The following is a 15,048-nucleotide window of genomic DNA, read 5'->3' as shown; positions in this document are numbered from 1 at the left end:
AAACCAAGGTCTCCGCCTGCGATCGAGCAACGGCACGGAGGTTATGTAAAGCGCAGATGCATCGCGTGTTTGAAGATTTCCTCGAGCAACTCTCCGAAAGCGTCGATGCTGTCGATCTGTGTGAGGCAATGGCCTCTGCCGCGGCCGCATTCGACTTTCCGCTCTTCGCCTATTTCAGTTGCCCGTCGGCCTCCTGCCAGAAGCCGCGCGTGATTTCAAATTATCCGTCCTCCTGGACATCTCGCTATATGCAATTGCGCTACCATAGCCATGATCCGGTCATCCTGCGCGGGCTTCATCTCGCGGCGTCACAGCAACGAATTCTGGAAGAAGCAGCTCGATATGGCATTCGTGGCGGATTGACCATGTCGATGCACGACCATCGCGGCCGCTTTGCTGCACTGACCTTCGCTTCCGACCACTCCCGTCCGCCTCTCTTGCGGTCACTGACACGTTACGAAAAAGCATTGCAGCTGGTCGCGATCAGCTTTCATATATATGCCCGGCGCAAGCTCGCTGAAGATTGCGTGGTGGATGGCGTTATCCTGACCCCGCGAGAATTCGAATGCTTGAAATGGGCTGCGGACGGCAAGTCGGCTTGGGATATCAGCCAGATTCTCAGCGTCTCGAAACGCACCGTGACCTTCCATCTGGAAAACGCCAAGGCAAAACTTGGCGTGCGGACCATCAACCAGGCCGTAGCGCGGCTGGCTGCTTCCCGTCATTCGAGATCCTGATTCCTTTCTTCGGATAGCTGTAAAGGTCTACAGGCTGCATCAGTTTCGGCTTTGCTCTTCGATGGCGGGAACACATCCTGCACGGAGGCGACACATGATGCAGCTAATTACACCTGAGCTCTACGATGAGTTTTCAAGCGAGCTCAATGAAATGTACGGACTGAGGCATCGCGTTTTCAAGGAAAGGTTGGAGTGGGATGTTCAGACCGAAGAGGAAATGGAAACAGACGCATATGACAGGCTGAACCCCGTCTATCTCCTTCTCAAAGGATCCGACTGGCGCATTTGCGGTTGCGTCCGTTTTTTGCCTACAACGGGGCCGACAATGTTGCGCGACACCTTTCCGATGCTGCTGGGTGAGACAGCGGCGCCAGCGAGTGCCCGCGTTTGGGAGAGCAGTCGTTTCGCACTCGATCTGCCTGCATCAACACCCAAGGCTGGCGGGCTGGCCCAAGCAACCTACGAGCTCTTCGCGGGGATGATCGAATTCGGCTTGGCCAACGAACTCGATCGGATTGTGACAGTGACCGACACGCGCATGGAGCGGATCCTGCGTCTCGCAACGTGGCCGTTGGCGCGCATCGGTCAGCCGAAGGCGGTCGGCAACACGGAGGCGGTCGCCGGTTCTCTCGAGGTTTCCCACGCCAGCCTCATGCGCGTCCGCTGGAGGGGACGTTTGAACGGACCTGTATTGTGGCAGCCGGTTCTCGGGCTGTCGGCATAGCGCTTAAGGATGCTCGGCCTGACCACTCGCAACAGAAGCCGGGTCTATATCTTCCCACGCTTGTACGGCGTCATCGCGCTGCCGTTGGCGAAGACGTTTCAGAAGCTCACGTGAGGCCGCCTCTATCGTCCGTCTGGTATGGTCCATATCGCGGCGAAAGCTGGCGGTTCCAGCAAGGGAGCGGTGCCGCAACAGGAAGCTGAACTCAATGACCGCCCGCGCGATGTCTGTATGCTTGGCAACCACCGCTGCCTCCCCTTGAAAGTATTTGTTTACTCCCTTTCCATCGGAGCCACTAAAAGGAATCAGCGTACGGTTTGGTACCTACGTGAAGCGAAGCAGCGCCCCATTGCGTGACGACGAGGAGGGGGCACGGGGGCGCGCCGCGCTTTACTATTCGATCCCTCGCTCAGAGATTTACCAAAGATTCCGACCACATAGAGCGGAGCCTTGGACGCGTTGACATTCGCCTGATACCACGCATGATACCTTTAAGGGCAGGGGGTCACATGCCAATAAGACGCCTCGCGGACAGCGGTATCTTTGAACCTGAGGAGCTGCCCCTTCTCCAGGAAGTGTCAATGAAACGCCATTCGACGCGGTTCTCAACCGCCCAGCAGAGCACCCGTTTTTGAGGTGAACTCACTTCGCTGTCGCTGACGATCACACTCGGCCGGCTGCGCTCGGGGATGAGCCGGTGCAATTCGCCGGCAACCCGCATGCCTGAGAGACACGTATCAACGATGAGAGGCAGGCAATGCCATGCTGGTGTAGTACGAAAATGCATCCACGTCATCGATGCGAAGCTTCAACTCGGGGATCGCGAATCTGGCGGGTGTAGACCCCCTTGTCCTTGACAGTCGTCCGCTTCTATTTTGTCACCTGCAGTTTGAGACGCTTGGCCGAAAGGTGACCGATCGCCTGTAGGATGCCATAACTCGCCACCACAACGTCGTGTTCGGCTTTGGCCTGATTGATCTTGCCGGTGATGACTGCGGCCTGGGCGTTGAGAACGTCGAGCGTGGTGCGTTGGCCGACATCGCGCTCCTCGATGACTCCATTCAGTGCAAGCTGCGCAGCGGCGGTCACCTGCCTGTTGGCCGCTACTGTTTGCCGGGCTGCGCTGTACGTGGTCCATGCTGCAATCACTTGTTGACGCACCAGATCGCGGCCGACGTCGATTTCGATCCGGGCCTGACTAAGCGACTCCTTGTTCCGTCGTATAAGCGCCGAAGTGCGGCCACCCGAATAGATCGGTATGGTCAATGTCGCGCCGATGCTGGCTGAATTGGTCGTGCCGTCCTGCTGGCTCGATATAGGCGAGGTGTTGCGATAGGCGCTTGAGACGCCGGCCGAAGCGGAGAGTTGAGGCAGCAGCGCACCTTCGGCCGATTTCACCGAAAACGCTGCCGCGTCGACCAGATGCTGCGAGGCCAGGATAGCGGGGTGCTCGCTTGATGCAGTCACGATTGCCGCAGCGAGACTCGGCGGCAAAAGCCTCGACGGCGGCGAAGCGGCCCTGAGCCTCCCCGGCTCGTGGCCGACGAGCTGACGATAGGTCGCCGCGCTCACCATGAGCTGCTCACGGGCGTCGGCCAATTCCGCCACGGCAGACGCGCGCGATGCGTCGGCTTGAGCGACGTCGGTACGCGTAACCTCGCCAACCTCGAAGCGGGAACGCGCAGCTCGCGCCTGCTCGGTCAGGAACCGCACGTTTTGCTGCGTCAGCATTGCTATCTGCCGGTCGCGAATGACGTTCATATAAGCTTGGGCTGACTTGAACAGAATGTTCTCTTCGGTGTTGTGCAGGCTTTCGACCGAAGCTCTGACCTGCGATTCGGCGGCGGCGACGTTGTTCCTAGTCTGAAAACCGTCGAACAGCGTCTGTTTGATCTGGACGCCATATTCGCCGGTCGTCTTACGCGCGTTTTTACTGCTTCCGTTCACATGGCTGCTGGATTGACCGATGTTCGCGGAACCCTCGATCGTCGGGCGCCACCCTGACTTCGCGATGGCTACGCTCTCGTCGGAAACGCGGACCTTGGCGCGGGACGAATTCAGAGAGGAATTGTTCTGATATGCCTCCGATAGAGCTTCCAAAATGCTCTCGGCGGAGGCGGCGTTCGAAGATAGCGGTACAGTCGCTAGAATGGAGAATGCCAGTCCCGCCAGTCTCTTACTTGGTCGCAAATTCACTTCTCCATTCTGAACGCTGGACAATCGCGGCCGCACAGCAGCTATCAGCCCAGGCACGGGTCCGCTTTGAACGCGGTGCCCATCTGCGCAGCCACGCTTCGTACCGCGGTAGCTTTTTGCGACGGGTGATAGACTGCACAAATAGATTTTTTCGATCGATGTCATCCACACGATGGATGCAACCGCTTCCCGCCTGAGCACCATTGGACCAGGACATTCGCACCCAAAGAGGGCTATCGTCGTGAGTTGCGGGAGACGAGCGCCGATTTCCTTGACGGCCTTCTTTCCGGCATTGAGCGCAAGACAGGCTGGCTGATGGCTGAGCAATCCGGAGCGGAGCGGCCCTGTCGGATGCAGTCGCTGTTGGGGCGCAGCCACTGGGACGCTGATCGGCTCCGAGACGAGGTTCGCGATTATGTGGTGGAGGTGTTGGGCGATGAGGATGGCGTCCTGATCGTCGACGAGACGGGATTTGTGAAGAAGGGCGATCGTTCCGCCGGTGTCGCGCGTCAGTACTCGGGAACGGCGGGGCGGATCGAGAACAGCCAGATCGGCGTGTTCTTGGCTTACGCGAGCCGCTACGGCCAGGCGCTGGTCGATCGTCGCCTTTATCTGCCGGAGAGCTGGACACAGGATCGGGCGCGATGTGCCAGGGCGTTGATCCCGTAGACGGTCGAGTTTGCGACCAAGCCAAAGATGGCGCGCGCCATGGTCGAGGCGGCGCTCGATGCCGGCGTCCCGTGCGCTTACGTGCTGGGCGACGCTGTCTACGGGGCGGACAGCAGCCTTCGCCGGATGCTGGAAGCTCGCGAGCAGCCCTATGTCTTGGCGGTTCGAGGCGCTCACTTCATGCGCCGTGGAGGGGATCGTCTGTTTGAGGAAACCTCGCCCGAGGAACTAGCTAGCGAGTTCGGGCCCGAGGACTGGGTCTGTCATGCGGCAGGTGAAGGCGCCAAAGGGCCTCGGCTCTACCACTGGGTGCGGATTCCGACGTGAAGCCGGCCGCCATTCCGATCAAACACCGGCCACCATTCCGGTATGAAGCCGGCCACCATTCCAACCAAAGACCGGCCGGTTTTCGGCACTGAAGATTACCTCCTGGGTCAGCAACTTTGGCATCAATTACCTCGCGATGAACGAGGACATTTTGATGCCGGCAAAGAGAAGGCTGACCATGAGACAGTTGAGACAAATGCTTCGACTTGCCGGAAGCGGGACCAGCTCCCGCGAGATTGCGGTCGTGCTGGGAATAGCACGCAGTACGGTGCAGGATAATCTGCAGCGCGCAGCGGCAATCGGGTTGAGCTGGCCCCTGCCAGGCGAGCTGACCGATGACGCGCTTGAGAACAAACTCTTCGCTCGCAATGGCGTCAAACAGGGCACGCGGCGGCGCCCAGAGCCGAACTGGGCCGATCTTGCCGTCGAGCTCAAGAAGCCGGGCGTCACGCTCCTCATCTTGTGGGAGGAGTATCGAGGAAGTCATCCCGACGGATATGGCTATAGCCGGTTCTGCGAGCTCTTTCGCAGCTTCGAACAGCGGCTTTCGCCGACGATGCGCCAGGAACACGCCGCCGGCGACAAGGTCTTCGTCGACTATTCCGGCAAGAAGATCCCGATCGCTGATCGAGACACCGGCGAGATCCGTGAGGCGGAGATTTTTGTGGCGGTCTTGGGAGCGTCCAGCTTCACCTATGCCGAAGCAACCTGGACCCAGACACTGCCTGATTGGATTGGTTCACACGTCAGGATGTTTCGTTTCTTTGATGGCGTTCCCCGCCTGGTCGTCCCCGACAATCTGAAGTCGGGCGTCAGCCGCGCCAGCTTCTACGATCCCGAGATCAACCGCAGCTACGGCATGATGGCATCCCACTATGGCGTCGGCGTTCTTCCGGCACGGCCAAGAAAGCCTCGGGATAAATCGAAAGTGGAAAATGGAGTGCGTTTTGCCCAATCCTGCATTCTGGGGCGTCTGCGCAACCAGACCTTCTTCTCGCTGGCCGAGGCCAAAGCCGCCATTCGCCAGGCACTCGATCGCATCAATGATCATGTCATGCGTCGGCTGGGCGTCAGTCGCCGGCAACTGTTTGAGAGCGTCGAGCGTGCTGCGCTCGCAAGCCTTCCGAGCGAAGACTACGAATTCGCCGAGTGGCGTTTGGCCCGCGTCTCGACGGACTACCATGTCGAGTTCAAGACCTTCTTTTATTCCGTACCGCACAACCTCATTCGCCAGCAAGTCGATCTGAGAGCAACGGCACGCACCATCGAGATCTTTCACCGCGGCAAGCGCATTGCCGTCCATCAGCGCCGTTATGGCGGCCCTCGTCATGGGACGGATCCGGATCATATGCCCAGCTCCCACCGGCGATATGCCGAGTGGACGCCGGATCGGTTCCGTCGCTGGGCCGCATCCGTCGGGCCCGAGACGGAAGGCTTGGTTGTCGCAATCCTCGCCAGCCGCCCACATCCTGAACAAGGCTTTCGAACATGCCTGGGTGTTCTGCGCCTGTTTCGCGATGTCACACGCGATCGCGCCGAAGCCGTGTCAGCCCGCGCTGTCGAGATCGGTGGGCTGAACTGCAAGAGCATCGCCTCGCTCATCGCCAATCACAAGGCCGCAAGGCAGTCCACCGAACCAACCGCCATCGTCGATCACGCCAATCTGCGTGGCCCTGATTACTTTCATTGAGGAGATACACCTATGCTGATCAATCCCACCATCGACATGCTGCGGGAACTCGGCCTTTACGGCATGGCAACCGCTTTCCTAGAACTCGACGCACAGTCCGAAGCGCGCGGCCTCGAGCACGGCGAATGGCTTGCTATGCTGCTCGAGCGCGAGGCGACCATGCGCCGCCAGAAGCGTTTCGAAGCCCGCGCCAGGGCTGCAAAGCTTCGCCATGACGCACAGATCGAGAATGCCGACTTTCGTGCCGCACGCGGTCTTGACCGCAATCTGTTCATGGCGCTCGCCGGCTGCGACTGGATCGCAAGCATCACAGTCTTCTCATCACCGGGCCGGCGGGCGTCGGCAAGAGCTGGCTGGCCTGTGCGCTTGGCCACAAAGCTTGCCGAGAGGATTTCTCCGTCGCCTATCACCGCGTTCCTCGGCTGTTTGCAGCACTTGCCCTCGCGAGAGGCGACGGACGTTATGGCCGGATCCTCAAACAACTCGCCAAAACCGACCTTCTCATTCTCGATGACTGGGGGCCGGAAAAACTCAATGATGACCAGCGGCGTGATGTGCTTGAGATCATTGAAGACCGCTACGAACGCCGATCGACAATCGTCACCAGTCAGCTGCCCCTGGATCGCTGGTACGAGATCATTGCAAACCCAACTCTGGCCGATGCCATCCTGGACCGCCTCGTTCACAACGCCTATCGCATCGATCTCACCGGAGAAAGCATGCGAAAACAGCGCTCGCCAAAAGCCTCTGAAACAGCGCAAGCTTGACCGGAAACGAAACCCAATCCAAACATCAACCAGACCCAGGATCAGTCCGAAAAATGGCCGGCTTCAAATCGGAACACCGGCCGGAATGAAATCGGAATGACTGGCCGGCTTCAAATCGGAATCGATGGCCGGCTTCGTCGGAATACGCACCACTGGGCACGCATCCGCCGTCCTTGGACGTCAAAAAGCGGCTTTGAGCATTGGCTTCTCGTCCGCCGCAAGCGATCGACATCGGGAGAAAAAGCCTATTACCTGGTCTTTGCCCCACCCGGTTCCTCCTTGGCCGAATTGGCGGCAGTGGCCGGCCTGCGCTGGGCGATCGAGGAGTGCTTTGAGCGCGCCAAGGATGATCTCGGACTTGATCATTGCGAGGCTCGGTCCTGGCACGGATGGCATCGCCACATGAGCCTGTGCATGGCCGCCCTGGCGTTCCTCTCGAAGCTATCGGCTGATCTTCGCCGCAGCGCATGGAGCAAACCGAACGAAACGAGTCCAAAGGAGCCAATCGCCGCCTGATTCGGATGGCTGCGCTGGTGCCAAGCGTCCCCGAGATCCGCTATCTCCTCGCCCGGATGCTCATCTTCCCACCAACACAAAAGCCCTTCATCATCGCCCTGGTCGCTATGGCGACGACGACATCAAGCTGCCGCCACCATTTGTCACTACAAACGGCGCGCATATCCGCAACTGTAGTATTAGGCTAACCGATTACATTGGCACCATGGACGAAGCACGCCTCGTCCGACAGGAGAAAGACGACAGGTCCGACACCTTCGACTGGGGCGATCGGCCCGACAAAACGGCCAACGTCCCCCTCTACTAGTTCCCGGCCGCGGTTTGTGAAGAAGTCCCCCAGAATGGTCAAGTCAGGTTCGGGCGCCACCGTGTTCATGCGTACGCCCCGCCGCCTATAGAGGTCCACGCTCGCCGTGGCCGACCAAATCATCATGGCCTCCCTGAAATACCGGTAGCAGGTTTCCTGTGGCACCTGGTTGGCGGCAAGCCAAGCGAGTCCATCTGTAAAGCTCTGAGTGACGGCAAGTTCCTTATGCAGATCAAGCCGCTTAGGCCATTCGGGATCCAAGAGACAGGCGAAATTCACGATCGAAGAGCCCTCAGGCATTCGGCAGGCAAGTGCGTGTGACAGATGGCGTATCCCGAGATAATTCACGCGTGCGACAATGTCCCGATCCAGCGTACCTGAGACGCCCGCGGCATTCACAAGGCCGTCGATACGTTCAGGGAACTGGGTAAGCGCTGCATCAATTTCTTCGGGCGAACCCTGATCGATGCGAATGAACCCGTCCAGCCTGACTACGGGATCATTCAGATCGACGCCAATGAGGCGCGCGCCTTCGTACCGGGCGCGACGGGCGACTTCGGCGCCGACCCCGGAGCAGACGCCGGTTACGACGACGGTTTTACCTGCAAGCTTCAACGGATTCTCCATTTTTGGCAAAGGACGGCACTCTCGTGAACGACCTTTCCAACGACTTGTCTGATGATGTCGTGGCGTCCTTGACCACCGACGCCACTCGATTGAACTCCTCGATGCCGCCTGAGACGCCCGCGCGTGCCGCTGCCCGACTTAAGCGCTTCGTGCCTCAGAGCGATTGAAGCAGCGATACGGGCTAATGCACCGCAGTGCTGTCGCTTATGTCGCGTCGGGCAAGATTGACAAAATCGATTCTTTGCATGGAGCTCATCCACACCGTAGATACAAAACGAAATCCCGTTGGTTTGGACGGTTAAGCGCAAAAGCCAAGCCAAACGCTGGACAGAGCCGTTCGGGCTAGCTGCTGAGCTATGGCTTTGGCTTGCAGACAATTTTCCCGGGCGCAGCCGGCGCGACCCAACAGACCTTCGGCCCTCGATCGCCAATGCGTGCCCGCCAGTTGCCTGCGGATGTCAGAAAAGCTGGGAGTAATGATCCAGTTATACGCGCCGCTCCATGCTGAAGCGGTGGCCAAAATCCTCCTGAGTTGCTCCCTGACCCATGGTGAAGCAATCTCTCCATGACTCAGGAGTGGGCTGACGACAATTCAAACCAGCCGAATCAATAGGAGTGTCGAAACCAAACTTAAGGCGTGGAGAGCACAGCCGCAAACGCCAATATTGCTCAAATCATGGCAACAGCTTTTGCATCCGCCAATCTATTCCGTACGTCCGAAGAATTCTTTCCTGTGGCGAGCTGACAACAGACGCAACCCGACGAGATTCCTCGCGACACGGAGGGGGCGCTTCAGAGCGCTTCTGCCTACGAAATACATCTGCATGAGGCTCGGAGTCTTACTGTGCGACCCCTTGTGTGCAACACGGTACACAGCGCCCCGGAACGGTAGGCAATTCAAGGGAGTTCCGCGCTTGGCCAGGGCTGGTGCTATGCGGACGTGGCTGCCAAGCGTATCTTTGATCCATTCGATGGGGGCATCTTCCATTTTTGCCGGCAGCCCGTACAGATCCGAACGAATGATCAGCGATGTTCCGCAATAGTGACTGAACTGGTCGCGACATAGCAGAACATTGCCGCCGTCATCCCACAGATAGCCCTTGTCAATCGTCCAGCCGTTTTCGTTCGGATGCTCCGAAGCGTACTGCACGATGCGAGAGCTTACCAAATCGTCGTCGTCAACGATCATGAAGAAGCGGCTGTCGCCGGCATTGAGCATGCCGGCAAGAACACGGCGGCCTTTGTCGGCGCGGAATGAATCCAGAAAGTCATTCTCAGTCGCATCGCCTCGCTCATGAATGTCGTTCGGTGGAAAGCTCACCCAGACCACCGAGAACTTGTCGGGCAGCACAGGAAGATCGGCCCCTTCATTGGCAACCACTATGCCTCGCCAATCGGGGTTGGTTTGATTGGCAATGGATGTGACAGTTTGGGCGAGGTTCCTCTTCAGGAGGCCCCAATCACGCGCGTTATCCTGATGCCTGACAGGCACAATGAACGTTACGGCAGTCATGACAGTCTCCAGTCGTTGACTGTGCCAACCGCCTGATCTCTTGCCCATCTGATGCCGTCGTCGATCGACATTGCCTTGTACGATAGATCGGTACCCCCCGAAAAAGCGTTCATGAACCGGCGAATTTTTCCGTAGTTGTTGTCCAGCACCGCGTGGGGACGCCCGATGAGAATCGAACAGATGTGCACATGCAGGCGATCCGTAAGGATGGCCTTGCCGCGGGAAATCTGCCGGATTCCGCGTCGAAAGCGGTTGTTGGCCGCGGCATTCAGTTTACGCAACCGTACTTCTGAGGGGCTGAGATGCAGCAACGCAGATGCCGCACCGAGCGCCTTTGCAACGCGCACCTTCGAGTGGCGCTCGGTGATCCAGTCCTCCTTTGGGATATGGGGATAGGCAGAAAAGTCGACCGCACCAACCTGCTCCTTGTCCTGGCGAAGCATCGCGAGCACAGGGAAGCGGGGCGCATCAGGCTGCACGCTGCCAATGCAAAAAGCCATGTCGGGGCAGAGATACACCTGGCAATCGAACTTTTCCTGAGCGAACAGAAGGGATTCCTCGTCGCGCACCAGCAGCACGAAGTTCTTGTGTCTGCCGATGGCGCGTCGGCTTTGCTCAAGCCGTTCCGGAGAGCTGTAATGGATCGATTGCGGAAACTGGACGATCTGCCGGTCGGGAAACAACTCCATTATATGTTCCCGGAAGTCCTGGTGAGACACCCACAAGTCGCCGAAGTTGCCGCCCCCATGAATAAATATGGGACCACTCGGAGATGTTCCCCTGAGTTCATCAGGTGAAAAATCGTCCGTCGTGCAGACATAGGAAGGCCGCTTTGCGTAACGATCCTTCAAATAGGCAATCTCTCCCAGCCATATTGCCGAGTCCCCACAGTTCTTGATGTCGGGAAAATCCAGTATCGCTATCGGCTCATCGGGTCTGACGAACATCTTTAGGCAATCATGCGTGATGTCCTGCAGCGCAGCGATGAGTTCTAGTTCCTGAGCACCTGGCATCGTACCTCTCTTTTGAATTGACGAGCTGGAGATCACGCGTGGGTGACTTTGGACAGCACCTTGAAAGCGAGCTTTCTGACTTCGGTTTCGGGCCCATCCGGGCGGCCCATAACGATCCAGAGAAAGAGACTGAAACCGCAATAGAGAATTCCGCCGAGGCAGATGAGGACCGCGAGTTGGAGAACCAACCCGTTCTGCGTGGTCTGAGCGCCGATGTAATGATCGGCGAGCGTTACACCCGCTGCCAGAGCGGCCGAGCTTGCGAGCGCCCTGAAATTCGCCAACAACTGCGCTCTGACCGAGACATTGATGAGCCGCTCCACCACGACCATGTTGACCACAGCGCTGAACAGACCGGTGAGCACCCGGGCGAATATCAGCCCCGGAAGCCCCCAGCACAGCAAACCGATGGTAATCACCGGCATGCGGACAAGAAGCATCTGTGTATCACGCACGAACAGCGTGCGGGTCTGCCCCAGCGCCATGCCAAGAGGCTGATTGAGAGAACCCAATGTCTGCAGGGCGTAAACTGACGCGAGCGCCTGGATGATGAAAATGGCGGGAAGCCATTTTTCGCCGAGCACCAGTCTCACCAGGGGATCTGCTATCACAGCCATCCCTATGCCGGCGGGCAGGGCAGCCGCGGTCAGCAGGGCCTGCGTTCGCGAATAGGCGGCCGCCAGACGCTGAGCATCATGGCGCACATTGGCGAACGCCGGATAGATGGTTGCTGTCAGTGGCGCAGTGGCTTCACGGGTGGCCATCATCGCAAGCTGCCCACCCAGCGAATAATAGCCAATGGCTGACCTGTCCAACAGCTTTCCTATGAGCAGGTAGTCGAAACGCCAGTTGAGCGTGTTCACGATCTGTCCGGCAGTAATCCAGGCCGAAAACGAAAAGAACTCTCGCATGTGGGAGAAAGTTACGCGCGGACGGAATGGCATGACGAGATAGGATGTCACAACATTTGTCGCCTGCATCACCAAAGTGCCGACCACAAGCGCCCAGTAACTCTGGTAGATGATCACAACGCCGATCGCGGCTACGAAACCGGCTACTTTCTGGGCGACATTCAAAACGAACTCTTGCCTGAAGATCAGTTCGCGCTGAAGAATGATTTTTCGCGGATTCACCAGTCCGCTCATGGCAAGACTGAGGCTCAAGGCGAGCAGAACGCCAAACAGGCGCGGCTCGTTATACATGAGGGACGCAGGATAGGCGAACGAGGCGAAGAAGATGCACAGTATGAGCCCTCGCGTCGCACCCAATGTCCATGCGGCGCTGAAATGCGATTCTCCGGGATCTTCATGACGGATGAGCGCTTCACTCAGCGAAAGATCGGTAATCGAGGTGACCACGGCCAACATTGTCGTCGCCAGCGCCACGACGCCAAAGTCCGAAGGCAAAAGATACCTGGCCAGGACAATGGTGCCGAGCATTGAGAGCCCGTTGACGATGATTCTTGAGAGGGTGACCCAGAGACTTCCCGCTACCAGCCGGTCAGCGATGCTCATGACCAACCCCAACCGGCAAATCCCGAACTCTCGGCTGCAGCCCCATTCTACCGGTGTCCTCTATGCGCAACTGCTCGGCACCGCGCCTGTCTCGCCATGCATGCGATCAAAGCTTCCTCGCGCTGGCGTGATTTGCGTGGGACCTGCCAAAGCACCTCTCGCCAAGTCTCAGCACCACGGAGTTCCGGAATTTCCGGCCCGAGTCACTGCTCGCGGACTTTCTGTCGTCGCGTGTCTCCAATCGCGCGACCTCGTCTGGCCGCGAGCAGCACGCCATGCTGATTTTCGACATTTCTGGAGCGTCCCGTTGCTTAAAGATAATCTTTGCGGATTCCGTTCAGAACCTCACCAAAGCGACTTTTCAAGCCGTCGAGCGAGCCATCGGGACTGAGCTGCGGTTCCCCGCGGCTGGCCTTGAACAGACCTGCAGCCGAGGGTGCGGCCAAGAATTTTTTGACCGTCGACCGAAGCAAGGACTGGGGCTTTCGCGGAAGCGTGAGGCGTCGCCCTGGGGTCGGGCCAAGCATCACTGGCTTCGGGAGGCTGCCAGTGGGTGTGACACCCCAAAAGGGCTTCCCTTTTGCCGACGCTTCCCCCCGCGAGGACACGGGTATCACGTAGGGCTTGTAGGTCGCGCCGACACTCATCGCCCAATCGTTCCATTTGAAGTCATTGATGGAGGCCGATGTGGCTACCGCGATCCAAGGAACCCGAAAGGCATCGGCGATAATCGCGCCGTGCATGGATTCCGCGATGATTAGCTCCGATTGCGCGATATCGCGGATGACCCGCTTTGCGTCACCGCGTGGGTCCAGATACGTGAGTCTGGCCATCTCGCAGACGGCCCGCCACATGCCGTGTTCGGCGGATTCCCAGTGTGGAATGAAGGTCTTCTTGTATCGTTTCGGCAGTCCCTGGAATTCCGGCATCTCAGCAATCATGACGGCCGGATCAACGATGCCCCGTTCGATAGCAAGCCCGAGGCGTTCGGCTGTTTTCGGACCTCGCACACAGCGGAGATCCCATTCCCGGCTGTTGCTGATGTCGGGCGGTGTGCCGTACCCCAAGCCGCTTCCAACAACCAGCTTGTGCACACCGCGTGGAAGAAGGATCGAATTCAGGACAGTGCCGACGCCCACGAGCATTGTTTGTTGGTGCACCTCCCGGAATCCGGGCAGCAGAAAGTCCCATAGCCAGAGATTGAGGTCGTCACCAAAATTGCCGTGGCTCGATTCCCAATGATATGGAGTCATTTCGCCTCCGCAAACTTAGCTGTCCCGAGTTCCCTCAGTGTCCGTAGCAACTCAGGGTCACGCCACGCCCAACGCGCGAGCAGGCCGAGGTTTGGCACTTTGCCGCGACGAAGAAGTCCGGCCTGGCTCCAAAGCGCCTGGCGACGCGCTCTGCCCTTGGAGGTAGCGATTGACTCAACTTCCTCTGGCCGTCGGGCAAAACAAGCTTCGAGCGCGTCGAGCGCTGCCCAGGTGTTGAATTGCTGCTGCAGGAAGTGGCGCGATGTGCGGTCGATGCTGTGAAAGATGTTGACCCCCAAGCCGCGCACGACGCCCGGCTCACCGCAGAGCAGGCTGCGCCGAGAGGCGAGGATTGTATCGCAGAAGAAGAGCACGTCCTCTGCGGCGCGTCGAAGAGTGGCGTCGAAACGGATTTTTTTGAAGATGGTACGGCCGATCACCATTCCAGAAAGATGGAGAAAGCTCCAGTCCTTCAGCATCGCGCTCGCAAGGTCAGGAACTTCGATGACAAGCGGCTGCTCCCCCAATCGAATCACCTCCTCCGCCCCTGCAAGTTCGGATATTGCGAGGTGGTAATAGAACTCTTCGCTCGCCTGAATTGAGGCCCAGTAACAGTCCCCTCCGAAGCACAACATGCTCTCGAAGGCGTTGTGCAGATGATGTGGCAGCCAGGTGTCGTCTGAATCGAGGAAAGCGACCAAACGCGTCGAAGGCGAAACGTTCTCAAGCCCGGTGTTGCGAGCGCCACCGGGGCCGGCGTTGGCCTGCCTTATGACCGTGATGCGCGATCTCTGATCGGCGTTCAGCGCTTCCAGCTCGACCTCAGCCGGAAGAGGGGACTCATCGTCGATGACCAGAACGTCAAAGTCCCTGTAAGTCTGCGCAAATACGCTCTGTAGCGACCGGCGAAGAATGCCCGCTTTTTTCTGATAAAAAGGGATGACGATTGTGAAAGTGGCCAATTCTCATCCTTGCCTTCGGGAGGTCTGTGCGAGGCCCGAGTAACGCATTCGGCAATGGTTGGCCAAAGTGATTGTGTGGATGATGGTCATCCATGGCGTGGATACGCCATCAGCGGCGAGCTCGGCCTCGGCGGCATCGTCCTCGGGTCATCTATGGCAGCAATCAGCTCGGGTCTCGGGCGCACTCTCGTTTGCCCGTTCCCTGGCCCGGGCGGCCGCTTTGACATGGCTAG

General features: G+C 58.6%; 10 protein-coding genes and 3 pseudogenes. 6 read left to right on the top strand and 7 right to left on the bottom strand.

Annotation, left to right across the window (positions count from 1 at the left end; translation table 11 throughout):
- The first annotated feature begins 56 nt into the window (after positions 1-56).
- Together AC0NIH_RS30180 and AC0NIH_RS30175 are read left to right on the top strand one after the other, a co-directional pair.
- Entirely contained in the window at positions 57-737 is a 681-nt protein-coding gene (locus AC0NIH_RS30180; protein WP_473469075.1) for a LuxR family transcriptional regulator, read from the top strand.
- Between the two features lie 94 nt (positions 738-831).
- Complete coding sequence (locus AC0NIH_RS30175) at positions 832-1,461, top strand: acyl-homoserine-lactone synthase (protein ID WP_473469078.1); 630 nt, start codon at positions 832-834, stop codon at positions 1,459-1,461.
- Between the two features lie 870 nt (positions 1,462-2,331).
- Here AC0NIH_RS30175 and AC0NIH_RS30170 read toward each other — a convergent pair.
- Entirely contained in the window at positions 2,332-3,633 is a 1,302-nt protein-coding gene (locus AC0NIH_RS30170; protein WP_473469084.1) for a TolC family outer membrane protein, read from the bottom strand.
- A gap of 261 nt (positions 3,634-3,894) precedes the next feature.
- Between AC0NIH_RS30170 and AC0NIH_RS30165 the strand changes: the two are divergent.
- The 4 genes and pseudogenes from AC0NIH_RS30165 to AC0NIH_RS30150 form a co-directional block, all read left to right on the top strand.
- Positions 3,895-4,644, top strand: a pseudogene (locus tag AC0NIH_RS30165) (IS701 family transposase); the annotation flags it as partial.
- Positions 4,645-4,831: 187 nt separating this feature from the next.
- Positions 4,832-6,343, top strand: a complete 1,512-nt coding sequence (gene istA / locus AC0NIH_RS30160) for an IS21 family transposase (protein ID WP_473469819.1) — start codon at positions 4,832-4,834, stop codon at positions 6,341-6,343.
- Positions 6,344-6,355: 12 nt separating this feature from the next.
- Positions 6,356-7,110 (top strand): annotated as a pseudogene (gene istB, locus AC0NIH_RS30155) (IS21-like element helper ATPase IstB).
- A gap of 147 nt (positions 7,111-7,257) precedes the next feature.
- Positions 7,258-7,626: pseudogene (locus AC0NIH_RS30150) on the top strand (transposase); the annotation flags it as partial.
- 184 nt (positions 7,627-7,810) lie between these two features.
- Here the strand turns inward: AC0NIH_RS30150 and AC0NIH_RS30145 are convergent.
- From AC0NIH_RS30145 to AC0NIH_RS30120, 6 genes are all read right to left on the bottom strand, one after another.
- The gene (locus AC0NIH_RS30145; RefSeq protein ID WP_473469423.1) at positions 7,811-8,548 is read right to left on the bottom strand and encodes a coniferyl-alcohol dehydrogenase; all 738 of its coding nucleotides are present in this window, start codon (positions 8,546-8,548) and stop codon (positions 7,811-7,813) included.
- 715 nt (positions 8,549-9,263) lie between these two features.
- On the bottom strand, positions 9,264-10,073 hold the full coding sequence (locus AC0NIH_RS30140) for a galactosyl transferase (protein ID WP_473469421.1): 810 nt from the start codon (positions 10,071-10,073) through the stop codon (positions 9,264-9,266).
- Positions 10,070-11,086 (bottom strand): polysaccharide pyruvyl transferase family protein, encoded by a 1,017-nt coding sequence (locus AC0NIH_RS30135; RefSeq protein ID WP_473469419.1) that lies wholly within the window; start codon positions 11,084-11,086, stop codon positions 10,070-10,072. The genes AC0NIH_RS30140 and AC0NIH_RS30135 overlap by 4 nt, the downstream gene beginning before the upstream one ends.
- A gap of 32 nt (positions 11,087-11,118) precedes the next feature.
- Positions 11,119-12,600, bottom strand: coding sequence for a lipopolysaccharide biosynthesis protein (locus AC0NIH_RS30130; protein ID WP_473469418.1), 1,482 nt, complete (start codon positions 12,598-12,600; stop codon positions 11,119-11,121).
- 311 nt (positions 12,601-12,911) lie between these two features.
- Positions 12,912-13,853, bottom strand: a complete 942-nt coding sequence (locus tag AC0NIH_RS30125; protein ID WP_473469416.1) for a polysaccharide pyruvyl transferase family protein — start codon at positions 13,851-13,853, stop codon at positions 12,912-12,914.
- On the bottom strand, positions 13,850-14,815 hold the full coding sequence (locus tag AC0NIH_RS30120) for a glycosyltransferase family 2 protein (RefSeq protein WP_473469414.1): 966 nt from the start codon (positions 14,813-14,815) through the stop codon (positions 13,850-13,852). Before AC0NIH_RS30120 ends, AC0NIH_RS30125 begins: the two co-directional genes overlap by 4 nt.
- Positions 14,816-15,048 lie beyond the last annotated feature (233 nt).

The sequence above is a fragment of the Mesorhizobium sp. WSM1386 genome, assembly GCF_055901595.1.
This window is presented reverse-complemented; position numbering and strand designations above follow the sequence as displayed.

What these genes read in the sequence shown, in the direction of transcription:
- AC0NIH_RS30180 (WP_473469075.1), top strand. Translation starts at nt 57, where the DNA reads ATGCATCGCGTGTTTGAAGATTTCCTCGAGCAACTCTCCGAAAGCGTC.
- AC0NIH_RS30175 (WP_473469078.1), top strand. Translation starts at nt 832, where the DNA reads ATGATGCAGCTAATTACACCTGAGCTCTACGATGAGTTTTCAAGCGAG.
- istA (WP_473469819.1), top strand. Translation starts at nt 4,832, where the DNA reads ATGAGACAGTTGAGACAAATGCTTCGACTTGCCGGAAGCGGGACCAGC.
- AC0NIH_RS30140 (WP_473469421.1), bottom strand. Translation starts at nt 10,073, where the DNA reads ATGACTGCCGTAACGTTCATTGTGCCTGTCAGGCATCAGGATAACGCG.
- AC0NIH_RS30135 (WP_473469419.1), bottom strand. Translation starts at nt 11,086, where the DNA reads ATGCCAGGTGCTCAGGAACTAGAACTCATCGCTGCGCTGCAGGACATC.
- AC0NIH_RS30130 (WP_473469418.1), bottom strand. Translation starts at nt 12,600, where the DNA reads ATGAGCATCGCTGACCGGCTGGTAGCGGGAAGTCTCTGGGTCACCCTC.
- AC0NIH_RS30125 (WP_473469416.1), bottom strand. Translation starts at nt 13,853, where the DNA reads ATGACTCCATATCATTGGGAATCGAGCCACGGCAATTTTGGTGACGAC.